At 61.4% G+C, this 20,368-nt stretch carries 14 protein-coding genes; 7 read left to right on the plus strand and 7 right to left on the minus strand.

Annotated elements, in window-relative coordinates:
• Position 1: 1 nt before the first annotated feature.
• Genes BLU78_RS05770 through rsmH form a run of 3 tightly spaced genes read right to left on the minus strand, consistent with a single transcriptional unit; the run spans position 2 to position 3,692 of the window.
• Positions 2-2,263 carry a penicillin-binding protein gene (locus BLU78_RS05770; RefSeq protein ID WP_010261774.1) on the minus strand — a complete coding sequence of 754 codons (2,262 nt, stop codon included), beginning with the start codon at positions 2,261-2,263 and terminating at the stop codon, positions 2-4.
• A 6-nt stretch (positions 2,264-2,269) separates the two neighbouring features.
• Positions 2,270-2,785: an FtsL-like putative cell division protein gene (locus tag BLU78_RS05775; RefSeq protein WP_010261776.1), complete on the minus strand. Its 516-nt coding sequence runs from the start codon at positions 2,783-2,785 to the stop codon at positions 2,270-2,272.
• Positions 2,786-2,789: 4 nt separating this feature from the next.
• Positions 2,790-3,692: a 16S rRNA (cytosine(1402)-N(4))-methyltransferase RsmH gene (rsmH, locus tag BLU78_RS05780; RefSeq protein WP_010261778.1), complete on the minus strand. Its 903-nt coding sequence runs from the start codon at positions 3,690-3,692 to the stop codon at positions 2,790-2,792.
• 92 nt (positions 3,693-3,784) lie between these two features.
• Between rsmH and BLU78_RS05785 the strand changes: the two genes are divergently transcribed.
• The 3 genes from BLU78_RS05785 (at position 3,785) to BLU78_RS05795 (ending at position 7,315) form a co-directional block, all read left to right on the plus strand.
• A complete protein-coding gene (locus BLU78_RS05785) occupies positions 3,785-4,612 on the plus strand; it encodes an acyltransferase (RefSeq protein WP_026020700.1) in 828 nt (275 codons plus the stop codon).
• Between the two features lie 28 nt (positions 4,613-4,640).
• A complete protein-coding gene (locus tag BLU78_RS05790) occupies positions 4,641-5,648 on the plus strand; it encodes a glycine N(alpha)-acyltransferase GlsB (RefSeq protein WP_010261784.1) in 1,008 nt (335 codons plus the stop codon).
• Between the two features lie 149 nt (positions 5,649-5,797).
• Entirely contained in the window at positions 5,798-7,315 is a 1,518-nt protein-coding gene (locus BLU78_RS05795; protein ID WP_026020701.1) for a BACON domain-containing protein, read from the plus strand.
• Positions 7,316-7,494: 179 nt separating this feature from the next.
• Here the strand turns inward: BLU78_RS05795 and BLU78_RS05800 are convergent, their stop codons facing one another.
• The 3 genes from BLU78_RS05800 to BLU78_RS05810 all read right to left on the minus strand — a co-directional run bounded on the left by BLU78_RS05800 (position 7,495) and on the right by BLU78_RS05810 (position 11,733).
• The gene (locus tag BLU78_RS05800) at positions 7,495-7,704 is read right to left on the minus strand and encodes a hypothetical protein (RefSeq protein WP_229096340.1); all 210 of its coding nucleotides are present in this window, start codon (positions 7,702-7,704) and stop codon (positions 7,495-7,497) included.
• 227 nt (positions 7,705-7,931) lie between these two features.
• Positions 7,932-9,287, minus strand: a complete 1,356-nt coding sequence (locus BLU78_RS05805; protein ID WP_010261795.1) for a sigma-54-dependent transcriptional regulator — start codon at positions 9,285-9,287, stop codon at positions 7,932-7,934.
• A gap of 4 nt (positions 9,288-9,291) precedes the next feature.
• Positions 9,292-11,733 carry an ATP-binding protein gene (locus BLU78_RS05810; RefSeq protein ID WP_020692015.1) on the minus strand — a complete coding sequence of 814 codons (2,442 nt, stop codon included), beginning with the start codon at positions 11,731-11,733 and terminating at the stop codon, positions 9,292-9,294.
• A 198-nt stretch (positions 11,734-11,931) separates the two neighbouring features.
• Between BLU78_RS05810 and BLU78_RS05815 the strand changes: the two genes are divergently transcribed.
• The 4 genes from BLU78_RS05815 (at position 11,932) to BLU78_RS05830 (ending at position 17,752) form a co-directional block, all read left to right on the plus strand.
• Positions 11,932-12,852 carry an ABC transporter ATP-binding protein gene (locus tag BLU78_RS05815; RefSeq protein WP_010261801.1) on the plus strand — a complete coding sequence of 307 codons (921 nt, stop codon included), beginning with the start codon at positions 11,932-11,934 and terminating at the stop codon, positions 12,850-12,852.
• A gap of 12 nt (positions 12,853-12,864) precedes the next feature.
• A complete protein-coding gene (locus BLU78_RS05820; RefSeq protein WP_010261805.1) occupies positions 12,865-14,187 on the plus strand; it encodes an ABC transporter permease in 1,323 nt (440 codons plus the stop codon).
• 109 nt (positions 14,188-14,296) lie between these two features.
• Positions 14,297-15,559: a phosphoglycerate kinase gene (locus BLU78_RS05825; protein WP_010261807.1), complete on the plus strand. Its 1,263-nt coding sequence runs from the start codon at positions 14,297-14,299 to the stop codon at positions 15,557-15,559.
• A gap of 198 nt (positions 15,560-15,757) precedes the next feature.
• On the plus strand, positions 15,758-17,752 hold the full coding sequence (locus BLU78_RS05830; RefSeq protein ID WP_010261809.1) for a M13 family metallopeptidase: 1,995 nt from the start codon (positions 15,758-15,760) through the stop codon (positions 17,750-17,752).
• 272 nt (positions 17,753-18,024) lie between these two features.
• On the opposite strand, the gene BLU78_RS05835 is transcribed toward BLU78_RS05830, so the two are convergent.
• The gene (locus BLU78_RS05835; protein WP_010261811.1) at positions 18,025-20,322 is read right to left on the minus strand and encodes a patatin-like phospholipase family protein; all 2,298 of its coding nucleotides are present in this window, start codon (positions 20,320-20,322) and stop codon (positions 18,025-18,027) included.
• Positions 20,323-20,368 lie beyond the last annotated feature (46 nt).

Genomic DNA, 20,368 nt, shown 5'->3' on the forward strand with positions numbered 1-20,368 from the left:
CTCATTTCAACGTTATGGTTACCGCCGTTCCCGGCACGATGCGGGTTCCGGCGGAGATCGTTTGCTGGGTTACGGCTCCCTGCCCCGTGAAGCGGACCTTCAGGCCGCGGCTTTCGAGGATGAAGAGGGCGTCTTTGAGCCCCATGCCGCGCACGTCGGGCATCACGCTCCGGTCGTCGGGCAGGCTCGTGATCGAAACGTTCGCAAGGCTGTCCACCGAGACGCGCCCCCACCCCGTACGGCTGTCGAACGAGGTGCGGCGCGAGAGACGGTCGGCCACGCGGCGGATCTGGGCGATGTCGCCGCCCTTCATCCGCTCGGGATAGCGGCGCGGTCCGTCGTCGTCGATCCGGGCATACCAGTCGTGGCCCCGGTTGTAAATGTAGTCGACCATGCGCTTCACGACGGGGCCCGCCAGCGGACCTCCGTAGTAGGCTTTTCCGGCCTGCGCACGGGTTTCGATGGTCGTCAGCACCGTATAGCGGGGTTCGTCGGCCGGGAAATAGGCGACCATCGAGCCCAGGTAGTAACGCCCCTCGCGGCTGCGGGCGTCGGTGATCTGCGCCGTACCGGTCTTGGCCGCCACACGGACATGGGTGGTGTCGCGGAAGAATGCGCTGGCCGTACCCTCCGTGCAGACCGCCTGCAGGCAGGCGCGCACTTCGCGCAGGGCAGACCGCGAAGCGATCGACGAAGCGATGGTCCGGCTCTCGAACTCCTCCTCGACCCGCTCGCCGCGGCGCAGTTCGCGCACCAGCACCGGAGAGATCATCTTCCCGCCGTTGGCGATGGCGTTGTAGAAGGTGATGACCTGGATCGGGGCCATCCGCACACGGTAACCGTAGGCCATCTTGACCAGCATGACGCCCGGGTCGGGAACTTTCCAGTCGGTCGTGATCGAGGGTTTCCGCTCGCCGAGGCGTTCCAGCCCGACGGTTTCGCCCAGGTGCAGCTCCTTATGGAGAAAATCGCTGTACTCCTGTTTCTTGCCCGTGATTCCGTAACGGTCCCAGATCGCCTTGGCGAAATAGACGTTCGACGACGAGGCCACGGCGCGCCGGAAGTCGATCTCGTGGTCGCCGCGGTGCGAATCGCGGATGTTCTTGGCCGGACCCACCGTCACCGGGTCGCCGTTATGGGTGTCGTAGACCGTCGAAGGCCGCATCCCGGCATCGTCCAGCAGCGTGAGCATCGTCGCCAGTTTGAATGTCGAACCCGGCTCCATGCTGCGCCCCAGGGCGTAATTCTCGCGTTCGGCGAAAGTCCCGTCGGCATTGCGCCCGAGGTTCACCATCGCCAGGATCTCACCCGTGCGGACCTCCATCACGATCGTCGTACCCCACAAGGCGTTCTGCCGCTCCAACTGGCGTCGCAGGGCCTTGTCGGCCACATCCTGCAGGTCGAGGTCGAGCGTCGTCACCACGTCGTAGCCGTCCACCGGGTCCACATGGTCGCCGCCCGCCACCCGTCCGTAAAATCCGCGGGCGATACGCTGCCGCACAGCCTTGCCGTCGCGTCCGGCCAGCTCCTCGCGGTAAGCCTCCTCGATACCGTAATTACCCTTGTCGCCCGTCAGTCCGATGGTGCGGCGGGCCAGTTCGCCCTGCGGGTAGATGCGTTCGTCGCGCTCGATGAGCCGGTAGACCATGCCCATATTCCAGTTCAGCAGCGGATAACGCCGGAGCGTCTCCCACTCGGCGAAATCCACTTCCCGGGGGAAGATGTTCACGGGCGTATGGTCGCGGATCGTGTCGTAAATGCGACGTTTGACCCACTCCTCGCCCCGCATGCGGTCCATCATGCGCGAGAACCACCCTTCGGAACGCAGGTAGGAGGTGTCGCGGGCGTTCACCAGCCGGTAGCGGCGGGCGTGTTCGTCGCGGAACTTCTTCGAGTAGGCCGAAGCGGGTTTGTCCCGGAAAAAGGCGGACAGCAGTTTGGCCAGCGAGTCGGCCTGTTCGTGGAATGTTTTGAGCGAATCGAGTCCGGGCGAAGCGAAGTCGAAGGCGGCCTGATAGCGGAAGATCGACGTGGCCAGCGGTTCGCCGTCGCGCGAAAGGATGCTGCCCCGCTGGGCCGGGATCACCTCCTCGGTGAAGATGCGGCCGGCGAGACGGTCGGCATTGTAAGCCACCTCCGCGCTGAACAGCTGCACCCAGACGAGCCGTGCGAGCACAATGCCTCCGGCGAGGATGAAAAGCACGTACAGAAGCCTCACCCGCAGCAGGATATCGCTTTTTACCTTCGACCGTTCCTGTTTCATCGCCGCCTAATTGTCAATGATTTCACCCGGAGCGAGCGGGTCGTAGAGTTCGATGCCCCGCGCCTCCAGCTGCCGGACGATGGCCGAATGGGTCGTGCGCTGGTAACGCTGCTCCTGCAGGCGGATCGAGCGTTCGCGGAGTTTCTGCACGTCGCGTTCGAGGCGCGTGTAGCGCATGTCGAGATGCAGCGACCAGAACATCACCATGATACTCAGGAAGAACATGCCCGCAATGGTCAGCATGTAGGGGTAATATTTCGAGACGCCCTCGCGCACGAGGATCGAGCCCGAGAACAACTGCCAGAAGGTGCTCGCCCTGCGGCGGCTCTCCCTGCGTTCGCGTTCCTCGGCTTCGGCGCGCTCTTCGGCCTCCCGCTCCTCGTCGGCACGGATGTCCTCCTCCGCCTCGCCGCGCTCCATGCGCAGCACTTCGCGGCGCACACGGCGCGCGAACTCCTCCTCCTGCTCGCGGCGGGCCTGCTCCTCGGGGGTTACGGGGTCGAATTCGTGGTCGCGGTACATCGTATCAGCGTTTTACGGCCGCCCGGAGCTTCGCCGAGCGGGAACGGGGGTTGCGGTCGAGTTCTTCGGCCGAAGGGGTCACGGCCTTGCGTGTCAGGGCGTCGAACGGCACCTGCGGACGGCCGAAGAAGTCCTTTTCGACCGTCCCCGAGAAATTGCCGCTGCGCATGAAATTCTTCACCAGCCGGTCTTCGAGCGAGTGGTAGGAGATCACCACCAGCCGCCCGCCGGGTTTCAGCACTTTGAGACTCTGTTCCAGCGCCATTTTCAGCGCCTCCATCTCGCCGTTGACCTCGATGCGGAGCGCCTGGAAAAGTTTTGTCAGGAATTTGGATTCGTCCTTCCGGGGGGTACAGGGCTTCACCGCCCCGACCAGCTGCGCCGTGGTGGTCACGGGCTCCGCGGCCCGGGCCTTCACCAGGCAGTTGGCGACCTTCCACGGGGTTTCGATCTCGCCCCAGTCGCCCAGAATGCGGGTCAGCTCCTCCGCGGTATAGTTGTTCACGACATCCGCCGCCGTCAGCCGTCCCCGCTGGTTCATGCGCATATCGAGCGGCGCGTCTCCGCGGAACGAAAAGCCCCGTTCGACGGCGTCGAAATGGTGCGACGAGACGCCGAGGTCGGCCAGGATGCCGTCCACCTCCACGACGCCCCGCAGCCGCAGCGCGCCCCGCAGGAACCGGAAATTGCCCTCCACGTAATGAAACCGCGCATCGTCGGGACGGTTCTCCAGCGTGTCGCGGTCCTGGTCGAAGCCATAAAGGCGCCCGTCGGGCCCCAGCTCGGCGAGGATTCGGCGCGAATGGCCGCCTCCGCCGAAAGTGAGGTCGGCGTAAGTGCCCGCCGGATCGATACCGAGCAGTGCCACAGACTCTTCCAGCAGTACGGGAGTATGATATTGAGACATAACGATTGTTTGCAAAGGTCTATTTGGGTGTAAAGTTAGGGATTTTTCAAAAAAGAATGCCTATATTTGTGATTATAATTTGCGAACATTTCATGCCTAAAATCGACATCGGCGCCATACTCAGGAAGAAGGCTCCGCGACTGGCCCGTTGGATTCCGCGTCCGGTTGTGGGCTGGCTGCGCCGGACCATTCACGAAAACGAGATAAACTATATCCTCGAACACTACTGGAACCTGCCGCCGCAGGAGTTCATCCGCGCATGCTTCCGCGAATGGCAGGTCACCTATTCGATCGAGGGACTCGAGAAACTCGACCCCAAAGGACGCTACCTCTTCGCCTCGAACCACCCGTTCGGGGGCATGGACGGCATGATGCTGGCCGACAAGCTGATCGACCGTTTCGGCGACGCGAGGGTGGTGGTCAACGACCTCCTGATGCACCTCGAACCGCTGCGTCCGCTGTGGATTCCGGTAAACAAGCACGGTTCGCAGAGCACGGCCTACGCCCGCAAGTTCGACGAGGAGTTCTTCGGCGAGCGGCCGATCCTGACCTTTCCCGCAGGTCTCTGCTCGCGCTGCATCGGCGGCGAAATCACCGATCCCACGTGGAAAATCAGCTTTCTGAAAAAAGCCTACGCCTCGCAGCGGCAGATCGTCCCGGTCTTCGTCGAAGGCGAACTGTCGAATTTCTTCTACCGCGTTTACCGTATCCGCAAGGCGCTGGGAATCAAATTCAATATCGAGATGCTGTGGCTGCCCGACGAGATGTTCTCGCAGAAGGGCAAACACTTCCGCATCGTCGTCGGCGACCCGATTCCCGTAGCCGACCTGCAACGTTACGGTTCGCTGCACGAACAGACGGAAGAAGTACGCAAAAAAGCGTATTTTTTGAAAAACAAGCTCGACACCCCGGCAAAGTAGCGGTAAAATTGGTATTTTTGCCCCGTCTATGGAACAGAAAGAGATGGCCCCCATTATAGCACCCGTCGACCGGGAGTCGCTGCTCGCGGAACTGACACCCGCCCGCAAGATGCGCGACACGAACAAGGCAGGCAACGAAATCTACATCTTCGCAGCCTCGGAATGCCCTGCGCTGATGCGCGAGGTGGGACGCCTGCGCGAAGTCGCCTTCCGAGGCGCCGGGGGCGGCACGGGACAGGAGGTGGACATCGACGAGGAGGACCTCGCCGGCGACGGCTACTACCAGCTGATCGTCTGGGACCCTGCGGCGCAGGAGATCATCGGCGGCTACCGCTTCATCGTCTGCACCACGCCCAATCCCCGCCATCTCTCGACCGAACACTATTTCCGTTTCAGCGAACGCTTCCGCCAGAAATTCCTGCCCCGGACCATCGAGCTGGGGCGTTCGTTCGTGCAGCCCGCCTACCAGGCCCGCGGCAATGCCAAAAGCATCTATGCGCTGGACAACCTCTGGGACGGACTCGGGGCGCTGATCGTGCTGAATCCCAAGGCCAAATACCTCTTCGGCAAGGTCACGATGTACACCTCTTACAAATCGGTGGCGCGCAACGCGCTGATCTGGTTCCTGCGCCGTTACTTCCCCGACCGCGACAAGCTGGTGGAGGGCATCCACCCGATCGACCTCGACCTCGACGATCCCTACTACGAGGAGCTGTTCTGCGGCGCAACCTACATGGAGAACTACCGCATCCTGATCCAGCAGATCCGCGAATTCAACGAAAATATCCCGCCGCTTATCAACGCCTATATGAACCTTTCGCCCACGATGCGGGTCTTCGACACGGTGTCGAATCCCGATTTCGGCGGGGTGGAGGAGACGGGCATCCTGGTCACGATCCGGGACATCTATCCCGAGAAGCGCCTGCGCTATACCCGCTGGCAGGGGTGGAGGGCCAACCTCAAACACCGCCGGGAGGAGTTCAGCGAACACCTGCGCGAACACCTCGAACGGATGAAGAAAAAGCGGAACGCCTGAGCGCTCCGCTTTTTTGATGCATGCCCCCGGAGTAGTCATTTCTTCCACAAAAATAGTCCGATCGGCCTGAATCTTGCATTTGCAATGCAGTAATCCCCGGGCGAACGCATTTAGCAAAAAGTACTGAAAACCCAAATACATCTCCTGATATGAAACGACTATTTCGCCTTTTCCTGATGTTCACCCTCCTGACAGGAGCGTGGGCCTGCTCCGACGACAAGACTTCGGAGGTCCGCATCAACGACGGCGCCGAATTCCTTTCGCTCGACTACCTGGCCCGCAGCGGAAAAATCACCGTAAACGCCCCGGCACCGTGGACCGTCATCCTCTCGGCAGGGAGCTACGGCGGGGACGAGCGGCCCGACTGGGTGACCCTCTCCGCAGAAGAGGGACCCGAAGGATATTCCGAAATCGACGTGACTTTCGCCGCGAATCCGGGCCCTGCCCGCAGCGCGCTGCTGCTTTTCATCTGCAACGGAAAGACCTCCGTCTTCACCCTCTCGCAGAGCGCCAAAGACACGGGATTCGACTCCCCGGACTACTATTTCTACGCCGCATTCGGCACGATGCCGGCCCTCTATTCGGGCCTGCACCTGCTCTCGCACGACAAACCGAGCTACTTCTTCTACGAGCGTCCCCAGACCTACGACCCGGAGTTGTTCCCGGACTACGCCACGGTTTTCACCGCCGCGAACCCCAACGCCGGAGCCACGACCGAGGAGATTTACGCAATGAGCGAGCAGATGAAACGCCGCATTCTGGAGATCAACGCCGAAGACCCCACGGCCGTATTCGGGCTCTATGTCACCGACCTGGCCTGCCGGGCGGGCTATGACTGGTTCGTCGAGCAGGGTATCGACTCGGCCCGCGTGAAGGTGACGATGCTCTCCGACGGCACGGGCACCTACAACAACTTCTATAAATTTTTCGGCGATCCGGCCACGGCCGAGCAGAACTGGAACGACTACGCCGCCCGGGTCGAGGCCCTCGACTGGAACCACGGCGGCCGTTATCCCGAGACCCGCGCCCCGCAGGACCTCGTTTCCGACGAGTGGATCGCCTACCTCTCGACGCGCCCCAACTACCGGCTGATGCTCCAAAACGCCTCCCTGATGGAGTCGTCGGGGCCCTTCATGACCCAAAAGCTGGCCGAGATGAAGATGGAGAGCGTCCAGCCCTACGAACTGCTGACGGCCCTCCCGGAAGAGGCCAAGAAGGAGTTCTACCGCATGGCCAACTTCGACTATGACCGGTTCAAAGCCCTGTTCGACGCCTCGCCGAAAGGCAATCTCATCATCCTCGGCACGAGCCACACCACCGACGAGAGCCGCCAACAGCAGGCCGCTTACGTCCGGCGCATCATGGACCAGTACGGCAGCGAATACGACGTGTTCTTCAAACCCCACCCGGCGGACAACTCGTCGTCCGACTACGAAGAGCGGTTCCCGGGACTGACGCTCCTGCCGGGACAGATGCCGTTCGAGATCTTCGTCTGGTCGCTGCTCGACGAGGTGAACCTCATCGGCGGCTATCCCTCGACGACGTTCCTCTCGTTGCCGCTCGACAAGGTCGGATTCCTCTTTGCGACCGACGCCGCGAGCCTTCCCCGGCCGCTGAACCTGCTCTTCAGCGACGCCCCGAACGTGGAGTGGATGCAGCAGCCGTGACGCACGGCCGCGGACGAACGAACGGCGCCTTCCGACAGTCGGAGGGCGCCGTTCGTCGGATATGGAGTGCGGCACATCGGAACGGAGCACGACAAGCGCCCCGCCGCCAAAAAAATACCCCGCCCGAAGGCAGGGTACCAGGCAAACAATCGTTTAACTAAATGATTCCGGACAGACGGCTATCGAATGAACATGTCATAGGTCAGGCCCTCGGTCTTCTCCGTCTTTTCGGGCTCGTCCTTCTTCGTCGGTTCCGACTTCTCATCGGGCTTCTGCTCGGGTGCGGGATTCTCCTGCTTCGGAGCTTCGGGCTGTTCGGGCTGCTGGGCAAATGCCATACCGCCGGCCATCATCATCATCGCGGCCATCATTACAACTGTCTTTTTCATAGCTTTAAGAATTAGTGGTTAAACTTCATTTTCTCAGTTCTGCGGTTTGTTTCCATTCCGTTTCTGTTCTTTTGAAGTTCAAGCCGTATGCCATGCAGGCAGAAAACAGACAACGCACTGTATTTCAACGGGAAATACAATGTGCCAAAAATCCGGGACATGTGGAAAAAGTGTGGAACCGGAGTGCGGAGTGTGGAATAATTCCACACCCGGAGTGTAGAACGGCGCTATTCGATGCCGTAGAGGTGCAGTTTGTTGTAGAGCGTCTTGCGGTCGATGCCGAGCAGTTTTGCCGCCTGCGACTTGTTACCGCCGGCCGCCGCGAGGGCGCGGCGTATCTGCTCCTCCTCCGACGCACGGTCGCGCAGCGGAAGGGGCGCCGCAGGGGATTCCGCGGCCGGGCCGCCCGTAATCTCCTCCGGCAGGTCCCGGCAGGTGACGTATTCGCCCGCGGCGAGCAGCGTCGCCGAGAGCACCGCGTTCCGCAACTGGCGCAGGTTGCCCGGCCACTCATAGGCGGCGAGGGCCGCCGCGGCCGCCGGGTCGAATCCCACGATCCGCTTGTCCAGTTCGCGGTTGGCCTGGTCGAGGAAGAAATCGGCGTAGAGCGGTATATCCTCGCGCATCTGCCGCAGGCAGGGCATGCGGAGCGTGAAGGAGTTGATGCGGTGGTAGAGGTCGGCGCGGAACGTCCCGCGTGCGATGGCCGCTTCGAGGTCTTCGTTGGTCGCGGCCACGAGGCGGATGTCGACGGGAATCTCCCGGTTGCTGCCCACGGGCCGGATGCGCCGCTCCTGGAGGGCGCGCAACAACTGCACCTGCGTTTCATAGGTGAGGTTGCCCACTTCGTCGAGAAAAAGCGTGCCGCCGTCAGCCGCTTCGAAAGCGCCCATTTTGTCGGAAAGGGCTCCGGTGAACGAACCTTTGACGTGCCCGAAGAACTCCGAAGCCGCCAGTTCGCGGGGAATGGCTCCGCAGTCGACCGCTACGAAAGGTTTTCCGGCCCGCCGGCTCTCCCGGTGGACCAACTGCGCCACATGCTCCTTGCCCGTGCCGCTCTCGCCGTTCACCAGCACCGACATATTGGTCGGAGCCACCAGCCGGATGTGTTCGTACAACTGCCGCGCGGCGTCGCTGCGCCCCTCGATGTAGTTGAGCGCCTCCGCCGGACCCCCTTTCGCGGGCCGCGGGGCCGGTTTTGCCGCCGGGGTTTTCGGCGCAGGCGTGTCCAGCGCCTCGCGGATCTTTTTCAGCAGTTCGTCGGGATTCACCGGCTTGGCCACATAGTCGCGGGCGCCGAGTTTCATGCACCGCACGGCGTTCTGTATCTCGGCGTAACTCGTCATCACGATCACCGGCGCCGTCACGCCCGCCCCGGCCATCCATTGCAGCAGGGCGATTCCGTCCTCGTCGGGCAGACGCATATCGCTCAGCACCAACGAGAATGCGCCGGCTCCGAGGGCCGTGCGGGCCGCCGCCGCCGATGAGGCGGTCTCGACCCCGAAACCGCGCTTCGAAAGCCATGTGCGCAGCATCAGGGCAAAGGTGATGTCGTCGTCTACGATCAGAATACGCTCTTCCATAACGCTACAAAGTTACCGTTTTTTCGGCTTCCGCGACAATCGCGCGGATTTTTTCGACCGCCGCGCGCAATTCACCGCACAGCGTGTCGGTCAGGGGCCCTTCGTGGTTCTCGGCCCGGCGCAGGATGTCGGCGACTTCCGCCGCACCGAGCATCGTGAAGATCGGCAGCATCTTGTGCGACAGGGCCCTTACCGCTGTCGCATCGCCGCTTCCGACCGCCTTTTCGAGCTCCCGGACATTGGCCGCAGTCTGTTCGGCGAAAGAGGCCAGAATATTCCGCGCCGCACCGGCATCGTCCCCCGCATAGGCCGTCAGGGGGTCGAAATTCGTCCCCGACGCCGGAACCGCCGGTTCATCCCCTTCCGCAGCCGCCCCGCCGCAGGCCGCACGCACCACTGCGACCAGTTCGCTGTAAGTAAACGGTTTGCGGAGGCACCCCGCAAATCCGCGGGCCGTAAAATCCGCAGCGTCCAGTTCCCCGCGGGCCGACACGGCGACCACGCACAATGCGGGATCGACCCCGTGCACGGCTTTCAGCACGCTGAATCCGTCGGCCGAAGGCATCTGTATATCGGTCAGCACCAGATCGAACCGTTCGTCGGCGACCAACCTGGCGACATATTCGGGATACTGACAGCACTCGGTCCCGATCCCTGCCCGGCGGCACATCGCGGCGGTCATCTCCAGTTGCAACGGGTCGTCGTCGACCACGAGCACCCGCAGTCCCGGCTGCGGAGGAGCCGGCTCCCGGACCTCCTGCACCGCCGCAGGCCCGGCCTCCCCGACGGGGACCGACACGATGAACCGGCTCCCCTCGCCGAGGCGGCTTTCGAGCGAAATGGTCCCTCCGAGCAACTTCACGAGACGATCGACGATCGACAGCCCCAATCCGAACCCGTCGACGCCCTGCGCCGAACTCAGACGCACGAACTCCCCGAAGATCCGTTCCTTTTCCTCGCGGCCGATGCCGCGGCCCGTATCGCGGACGGAAAACACCAGCCGTCCCTGCCGAACGTCGGCACGGATCGTCACGGAGCCCTTGTTGGTGAATTTCAAAGCGTTTGAAACCAGGTTGTCGGCGATCTGCCGGATGTGGAAAGCATCCCCCGTCACCGTCCGCGCAGCGTCGGGTTCGGCCTCCAGACGCAGTTCCAGCCCTTTGGCCGCGGCCGCGGCGGCAAATCCGGCCCGGATCGTTTCAAACAGCTGCGCGGGACTGAAAGCCACCCGGGCCACCTCGATCTTGTTGATATCCAGCCGGTAGAAATCCAGCAGGCTGTTGACCAATGCCAGCAGGTGCTCGGAGGACTCCTTCATGTTGTGCAGGTAAAGCTCCTGCCGCTTATCGGCGGTCAACCGCGAAAGCAGGTCGATATAGCCCATCACCGACCCCAGCGGGGCTTTGATGTCGTGCGTGATGGCCAGCATCAGCTTCTCGCGGGCGGCCAGCAGCGCCTCCTTGTCGCGGTTGGCCTGCTCCAGCTCCCGGCGGTAGCGGTTGCTGCGGCTGATGTCGCGCCACAATATCCCGACGAACAACAGCACGAGCACCACGGCCCCGGCGGTCACGCCTCCCAGCACGCGCGACGACCTTCGGCGAAAAGCCTCCGTGCGTTCGATGCGCCGCATCAGGAACTCCGTATCCTCGGCCTCGAAATCCATGATCAGGCGGTATATCTTCGTGTTGACCAGCTCGTTGCTGTAACTCAGCCGCAGTCCCTCCTGCCACGCCCGGTCGTAGATGCCCAGGCGATTGCTCGTAACGCTGTCCTGCAAAGCCCTCAGCACCAGCGTAATGGTATCCTTCACCGATCCGGCGGGCACCACGGGGGCCACCAGTTCGCGGCGGGAGATCACCACGCTCGAATCCTCCTCCGGCGGACTGAACAGATCGCCCAGCCGTTGCAGGAAACGCCGCCGGGAGCGCGGCACCGCCGTCGTGTCCAGCCTCACGACGCGGCGGAACGGCGTCGTGTCGGCCACGATCCCCTGCTGAGGACCGATCAGGTCGCGGATGTTCTTGTCCAGCAGACTGGCCGTGGAACCGGCGCGAATCGTGCTCCGCAGGCTCATCGTGCGCCGTTCCTTGTCAGCAAGCAACCGCGTGATGCTGTCCAGACGCATCGTCTGCAACGAATCCCGGTCGCCCGTCAGCGACCGCAGCGAGTCGATGCAGCCCCTCACGGTACGCAATTCGCGTTTGTAACGCGCCTCGTAGGACTGGTAGCCGGCGATCATCAGCTGCCCGTAACTTTCGGCCTGATAGAGATGGTAAAGGGTTCTGTTGACGGCGCTGTGTTTGGTCTGCAGCAGCACATAATTGCTGTCGGGAGCGGAAAAACGGACCACGACCCGGTAGACATACCCCACCGCGAGCACACAGACCGCGATCAGCAGGACATAGCCCGCGACCATCTTTGTTTTGACGAATTTCGACTCCTTCACAGCGTCAAATATAGTGAAAGGAGCGTGCAACGCCAAACCCGTCCGGACTTTGCCGAACCGCACTCCGAAGCGGCTCCGGGGATTCTGCAAAGCCCCGGATGCAGAAATTTATCGAAAAACGATAAATATTTTTTGATATTCAAAATTTGTTCCTATATTTGTCGCCGTAACGATCCGAAAAACAAATATTCTGCGACTATGGATTTACTCACAGTAGAACACGTCACCAAACGCTATGCTTCGCACACGGCGCTCGACGACGTATCGCTCGCCATCCCCCAGGGCTCGGTCTACGGACTGCTGGGGCCCAACGGAGCGGGCAAAACGACCCTGATCCGCATCATCAACCGCATCACGGCGCCCGATTCGGGCCGTGTGCTGTTCGGCGACCGCGAGATCGCCCCGGAAGATGTCTACCGCATCGGCTACCTCCCCGAGGAGCGCGGCCTCTATAAAAAGATGAAAGTCGGCGAACAGGCCGTCTTCTTCGCACGCCTCAAAGGACTTTCGCGCCGCGAAGCCGTCGTACGGCTGAAGGAGTGGTTCATCAAATTCGGCATTCAGGACTGGTGGGACAAGAAGGTCGAGGAGCTCTCGAAGGGTATGGCCCAGAAGGTGCAGTTCATCGTCACGGTGCTCCACGAGCCCAAGCTGCTGATCTTCGACGAACCTTTTTCGGGATTCGACCCCATCAACGCCAACCTGCTGAAAGACGAAATCCTGGGACTGCGCGACAAGGGGGCCACGGTCATCTTCTCGACGCACAACATGTCCTCCGTGGAGGAGATCTGCGACCACATCACGCTCATCAACAAGTCGCGCAACATCCTCTCGGGCAAGGTCGACGACATCCGCCGCCGTCACGGATCGAACATCTTCGAGGTGGCCTACCGGGGCGACGAAGCCGTCCTGCGGCAGGCCGTCGCCGGACGCTGCGAAATCCTCGACGGGACGCAGGAGGAGTCGGTCTACCGGATGCTCAAACTCCACGTCGACAACGACGCCGAGGTGCGCGGGGTTATCTCCGCCGTCAACGAGGCCGTCGAACTGCGCTCGTTCCGCGAGATCATCCCCTCGATGAACGACATTTTCATAAGAGCCGTGAACGGCAAACTCTAAAACAGAAAAGCCATGTCGAACATATCCATCATCATCCAGCGCGAGTTCAACGAGCGCGTACGCAAAAAATCCTTCATCATCACCACGCTGCTGATGCCGCTGCTGATGATCGCCCTGATGGCCGCCCCGGCGCTCATCATGCAGTTTTCGCGGGGCGACGAGAAGGTCATCGCCATCATCGACGAAAGCGGCCTGATAGCCCCGAAACTCGAAAGCGACGAGGAGATCCGCTTCGAGGCCACGGAGCTCCCGACCGAGGAGGCCCGCAGGGAGCTGACCGACAAATTCGGCGTGCTCTGGATCGGCGGCGACATCCTGGAAAACCCCAACAACGTCCGGCTCTACGCCAATTCGTCGTCGTCGCTCTCCCTCGAAAGCAACATCACGGGACAGATCGAGCGCATCCTCGAAGCCGAGAAACTCAAAGCCTACAACATCGAAAACCTCTCGCAGATTCTCGAACAGGTCAAAACCAAGGTCAATATGCAGACCTTCCGCAACGACAAGTCGCAGGAGGAGGACACGCAGGCGCAGTCGTCGGCCGTGGCCACGGGCGTGGGGTATGTCCTGGGCTTCATCCTCTACATGTTCCTGCTGATCTACGGCTCGATGGTCATGCAGTCGGTGATCGAGGAGAAGAACAACCGGGTGCTGGAAGTGATGGTTTCGTCGGTCCGTCCGTTCGACCTGATGATGGGCAAAATCCTCGGCGTGGCCTCGGTGGCCATCGTGCAGGTGTTGATCTGGGGCGTGCTGATCGCCGGCGTCGGGGCCCTCGTGATGCCCCACCTGATGCCCGAAGACGTGATGGCAAGCGCCCAGGCCATGCAGCAGGGCATGCCCGACGCGGCTTCGATGACCGACATGAATCCCGAGATGCTCCAGGCCGTGGCCGCCATGACCGACCTGGGCTACATTATCAAAATCTTCGCCAGCCTGCTGCTGTTCGTCTTCGGCGGCTACCTGCTCTACTCGGCGATGTTCGCCGCCGTGGGTTCGGCCGTGGACAACGTGCAGGACGCCTCGCAGCTGCAAATGCCCATCACGCTGCCGATCATCCTGGCCCTGCTGATGATGTTCGTCGTGATCCGCGACCCCAATTCGCAGATGGCCTTCTGGTTCTCGATCATCCCCTTCACGTCGCCGATCGTCATGATGGCCCGCATCCCCTACGACATTCCGCTGTGGGAGATCGTCCTCTCGCTCGTGCTGCTCTACGGTTCGTTCGTGGGCATGGTGTGGGTCGCATCGAAGATCTACCGCGTGGGTATCTTCATGTACGGCAAAAAACCGTCGCTCAAAGAGCTGTTCAAATGGATTCGGTACAAGTATTGAGTTTTTTCCGTTAGCGAAATAACAGATTTACTGAAAATTTTCATAAATTTGTCCCGGATTAGGACTTACCGAAAATCATTTCAACAAAATACTTAAAAATCAAACAGCTATGATCTCGATCGACAACTACGATTTCAAAGGCAAACGCGCGATTATCCGCGTGGATTTCAACGTGCCCCTCAACGAGAAGGGCGAAGTGACCGACGACACGCGCATCCGCGCCGCCATGCCCACCGTCAAAAAGGTGCTCGCCGGCGGCGGTTCGGTGATCCTGATGTCGCACATGGGACGCCCCAAGAAGAATCCCGATCCCAAGTACTCGCTCGAGCAGATCGTTCCCGCCGTCGAGAAGAACCTCGGCGTGAAGGTCGAGTTCGCCGGCGACTGCATGGGTGAGAAGGCTGCCGAAATGGCCAAAGCCCTCAAACCCGGACAGGTCATGCTGCTCGAGAACCTGCGTTTCTACGCCGAGGAGGAGGGCAAGCCCCGCGGTCTGGCCGAAGACGCCACCAAGGAGGAGAAGGACGCCGCCAAGAAAGCCCTGAAAGAGGGTCCGCAGAAGGAGTTCGTCCAGAAGCTCGCTTCGTACGCCGACTGCTACATCAACGACGCCTTCGGCACGGCCCACCGCAAGCACGCCTCGACCTACCTGATCGCCAAGAAATTCCCCAACGACAAGATGTTCGGCTACCTGATGGAGAAAGAGGTGAAGGCCATCTCCTCGCTGATGGAGGCCCCGGCACATCCGTTCTGCGCCATCATCGGCGGCTCGAAAGTGTCGTCGAAGATCGGCGTCATCAAAGCCCTGATCGAGAAGGTCGATTCGATCGTCATCGGCGGCGGCATGACCTACACCTTCGCAGCCGCACAGGGCGGCAAGGTCGGCGACTCGATCTGCGAGCCCGACATGTTCCCCGTAGCGCTGGAGATCCTCGAGCTGGCCAAGAAGAAAGGCGTAGAGTTGGTGATGTCCCCCGACGCGCTGATCGCCGACGCATTCTCGGCAGACGCCAACACGAATGTCGCCCCGGCCAACAACATTCCCGACGGATGGGAGGGTGTCGACATCGCCGACGAAGGCAAGAAGGCTTTCCGCGACCACATCCTGAGCTGCAAGACCATCCTCTGGAACGGTCCCGTGGGCGTGTTCGAGATCGACAAGTTCGCAACCGGCTCGAAAGAGGTGGCGCTGGCCATCGCCGAGGCCACCAAGAAGGGCGCCTACTCGCTCATCGGCGGCGGCGACTCGGTAGCCTGCATCAACAAGTTCGGCCTGGCCGACCAGGTATCGTACATCTCGACGGGCGGCGGCGCGCTGCTCGAATACATCGAGTTCGGCGACCTGCCCGGCGTTGCGGCTATCCGTGAATAGACCGGACGTCCCGCGAAACAACTTATCCGAACGGGGGCTTCCGGTTTATCCGGAGGTCCCCGTTTCCTAAAAACCCCGAACAATATGAAAAAAATCATTCGTTTTCACGCACCTTTTCTCGCCTCGGCATTGCCTGCGCAAGCGCGGCACTGCTCTCGGCTTATCGAAAACGTTCTCTTCGCAGCAACGATAGCCTGTATGACAGCCTGCCAGAATACCCCCAAGACCCCGGCCCTCGACATGGCCAACTTCGATCTGTCGGTAGCCCCCAACGCCGACTTCTACGAGTACGCCACGGGCGGCTGGCAGAAGAACAATCCCCTGAAACCCGAATATTCGCGTTACGGATCGTTCGATATCCTGCGCGACAACAACGAGAAGCGTATCAACGAGCTCTTCTCCGGCATGACGAAGCAGAAAGCCGAACCGGGAAGCGTCGAGCAGAAAATCTCGGACCTCTACAAGATGGGCCTCGACTCGGTGCGCCTGAACGCCGAGGGCGCCGCCCCGGTCAAAGCCGCCGTGGAGGAGATCCTCGCCATCGGCGACCGCGCGCAGCTGACCGCCGCCGTGGCCAGGCTCCACACCTCGATCGCCAATCCGTTCTTCGGCATAGGCGTGCAGTCCGACCTGATGAACAGCGACATCAACGCCCTCTACGCTTCGCAGCCCGGGCTGATGATGGGCGACCGCGACTACTACCTCGACGCCGAGAACGAGTCGATGCGCACCGCCTACAAGGAGTATCTGGGTAAGATCTTCCGGCTGGCGGGCGTTCCGGAAGCCGACATCGAAAAGGCCGTCGCCGGCGTGATGTCGATCGAGACGAAACTCGCCGAGAAAAACTGGTCGAGCGTCGAGCTGCGCAACATCCCCGCCATGTACAACCCCATGTCCAAGGCCGACTTCGAGAAGGCTTACGACGCCGTCGACTGGGCCGAGTACTACAAGGCAATGGGCATCGGCGACTTCGACCAGATCATCGTGACGACCCCTTCGGCCCTGGCCAACGCCAACGAGCTGATGAAGAACGCTCCGCTGGACGACATCCGCTACTACCTCGCGGCCCAGTACATCGACGCCGCCGCCAACTACCTGAGCGACGACTTCATCGACGCCTCGTTCGATTTCTACGGACGTGCCATGTCGGGCAAGCAGGAGCAAAAGCCCCGCTGGAAGCGCGCCATGTCGGTGCCCAACGGCACCCTCGGAGAGGCCGTCGGCGAGATGTACGTCGCCAAGTACTTCCCCGAGAAGGACAAGGTCCGCATGATGGAGATGGTCAAAAACCTGCAGACGGCGCTTTCGCAGCACATCGCCGGCCTCGACTGGATGTCCGACGCCACCAAGGCCAAGGCGCAGGAGAAGCTCGCGGCATTCACCGTGAAGATCGGCTATCCCGACAAGTGGAAGGATTACTCCACGCTTGCGATCGACCCCTCCAAGAGCTATTGGGAAAACATCGTCGAGGCCAACAAATGGTACACGGCCGACAACATCGCCGAGCTGGGCAAACCCGTGGATAAGGACGAGTGGCACATGAGCCCGCAGACGGTCAACGCCTACTACAACCCCACGACCAACGAAATCTGCTTCCCGGCCGCCATTCTGCAACCGCCGTTCTACAACCCCGATGCCGACGACGCCGTGAACTACGGAGCCATCGGCGTGGTGATCGGCCACGAGATGACCCATGGATTCGACGACCAGGGCCGCAACTTCGACAAGGACGGCAACATGAACAACTGGTGGACCGACGCCGATGCCGCCGCGTTCAAGGCCAAGACGGACATTCTGGTCAAGCAGTTCGACGCCATCGAGGTGCTTCCGGCCAAGGACGGCCAGCCCGCGGTCTTCGCCAACGGCTCCCTCTCCCTGGGCGAGAACATCGCCGACCAGGGCGGTCTGCGCGTGGCCCACACGGCTTACCGCAACTCGCTCGAAGGCAAGGAGGCTCCCGCCCCGATCGACGGATTCACCCCCGAACAGCGGTTCTACCTGGGTTACGCCACGCTGTGGGCCCAGAACATCCGCGACGAGGAGATCGCCCGCCTCACGAAGCTCGACGTACACTCGCTGGGCAAATGGCGCGTGAACGCTTCGCTGCGCAACCTCCAGGACTTCTACGACGCCTTCTCGATCACCGACGGCGCCATGTTCATGCCCGAAGAAGAGCGCGTAATCATCTGGTAGCCGGCTTAAGAAGCCGGATTTAGGGGCAATCGGCAGTTATTGCAATTCTGATCCAGTTCCGTGCTCCCGCCCGCCTAAGAGGCGGGTTTTAGGGGCGAAGGGTACTCACCGGGATTCCGGTCCGGTTCTGCGCTCCCGCCCGGCTAAGAGGCAGGTTTTAGAGGGCGATGCCGGGTCATCGGATTTCCGAGCCAATGTTTCGCACCCTGCCAAATTAAGAAAAGCGTCCGGGAATTCCCGGACGCTTTTCTGTTTTCAAAGTTAAAACCCAATCAATAGAACGTCCCCTTCGGGGCGAAGATCGCATAGCCGAAATTGAAGGTCAGGTACATGTTCTTCCAGTTCTGCACCTCGTATTTCGTCAGGGCGAGGCTCACGGGGCCGATCGGCGTGTGGTAGACAAACGACGCCTCGGCGACGTAGTGCCAGCGCCGGTCGGGCTCTCCGAGCGGATTGAAGCCGCGCTTGTCGCGGTACATGGCATAGAAGCCCGTGCGGAAGAAGAAGTTGGGCATCAGGTCGAAGGTCGGCATCAGCCCGCCGGCCACGAAGCGCCGGGCCCGGTAGTCGGGCATGTAGATCATCCGCATGTGCGACACGGGAGCGTAGTCGGGCATCGACATCAGCGTCGCGGACTCGGTCCGGAACGTCGGATGATTCGTCAGAACGGCATCCACGTTGAAACCGAACGAAAACCAGCTGACCCCCGGCACGTCGAAGAACTTGTCCCAGGTGAAACGCCCGCCGAACCACTGGCGGGTCTCGCGCGAGATGAAACGCCCCGAATCGTAGGGCTGGTACTTGTCGCGTCCGGTGACGAAAATAGCCGAGAACTGCAAGTCCGAACCCCGCCGGGGATAGAGGAACTTGTCGAGCGTATTGCGGGCAATCCCGGCCCGCAGGCCGAAGAACGAAAAGCGCGAATGGTCGGTGTCGTCGGCGAACAGCACATCCGAATCATAACGGTAATTGACATGTCCGGCGTTGGCGCGCAGCGTCAGGACGCTGCGGTGGGTCAGCGGCATCCCCACGGCCGTGGAGAAGAAGCTCTCGCTGTTTTTGACCTGCTCGGCATTGCGGACCTTGGTGACGTTGCCGAAATAGCCGTGGCGGAAGTTGCGGACCGCAAAGTTATAGGAATAGTCGAGGAAAATCGGCTTCCAGGCGTAGAAATCCGTGCGGCCGCCGACGGCGCCCCACGTGTAGATCGGGCCCAGGTAGAGGTCGGCCCCCAACTGCTGCGACACGCGGCCGATCCAGTGGTGGTTAATGCCGATGTAGGCCTGGTTGAAGGCCGTCGAGGAGATGTTTCCGCCAATGGTGACCTTAAAGTTGGGGCGCGTGCCGAACCGGGCTTCGAACGAATAACCCTTCCGGACCGAATCATAGCGCACGACAGGAAAACCCATCGTAAATTCGCCGCCGGCAAGCACCTCGTAGAGATTGTCTTTCAGCTCCTCGAATCCCATCGGCCGCTGGATGCCCGGCGTGCGGCGGTCCACCTGCACGAAATCGCGGATATACTCCCGCTGGGCCGATTTCAGTCCTTCGAGTTTGTAGTCGTTGAAAACCAGCGGCGGACATCTCTTGCGGAACGCCTCGCGGCGCTCGGCGTAGTAGGCCGAATCGCGCCGCTCCCCGATCTTTTCGAGCAGTTGCGGCATGGCGGCCATGGCGTCCTCGTAACCCGCATCCATGATCGCTTCGGCCTGGTCGAAATCGAGCATGTTGACGTCCACGGCACGGCGGATCGTGACGCTGCGATCTTCGGGCAGCGTGTAGTCGGTTTCGTGCATGGCCAGCATGAAGGCCTGATCCATGATGTTGTTCCGCTCGCTGGGCGGGGTGTTGCCCTCGGTGCAGATCGACCCGACGATCACGTCGGGCCGGAAATCCCGGTCGAGAGGCTTCCAGGGAAAGTTGTCGTAGATGCCGCCGTCGTAAAGCAGCATCGAATCCTTCACCATCGGTTTGAAAACCAGCGGAATGGACATCGACGAGCGGACCGCCTCGCTCAGATCGCCGCGGCGCATCACCACCGGCCCGCGGCTGTTCATGTCGCTGGCCACGCAGAGGAACGGGACCATCAGACGGTCGAAATCACCGCCCGCAGCGGCCGTCGCCGGGGCGAACAGCTCCGTAAGGGCCATGTCGATCTGCGTCGAGGAGATCAGGTTGCGGGGAGCCCGCAGCCGCTTCCCGGCGGGGCCTTCGATGTCGATGCGCATGCTCAGGAAGCCGGGATTGTTCCCCAGCTGCCGGTAGTAGGCCATGTAACGGTTGGGGTCGATGCGCCCCGCAACCCAGTCGCGGACCACACCGGAGCTGACGATCGCCCGCATCTCCGCCGGAGAGTATCCTGCGGCGTACATGGCCGCGATGATCGAACCCATCGAGGTTCCGGCCACATAATCGACCGGCACGCCGTTCTGTTCGAGCGCCTCCAGGACGCCGATATGGTAAAGCCCCTTTGCGCCGCCGCCGCTCATCACGACCCCGACTTTCTGGGCCGAGACGGGAAGCGCTGCCAGCAGGAGCGTCAGGACAAATGAAGCGATTTTACGCAACATATCTCAATTTTTTTATAACTTTGCACGTTACAAAGATATCTCTCAA

The organism is Alistipes timonensis JC136 (genome assembly GCF_900107675.1).
In the GTDB taxonomy this organism is placed as follows: domain Bacteria; phylum Bacteroidota; class Bacteroidia; order Bacteroidales; family Rikenellaceae; genus Alistipes; species Alistipes timonensis.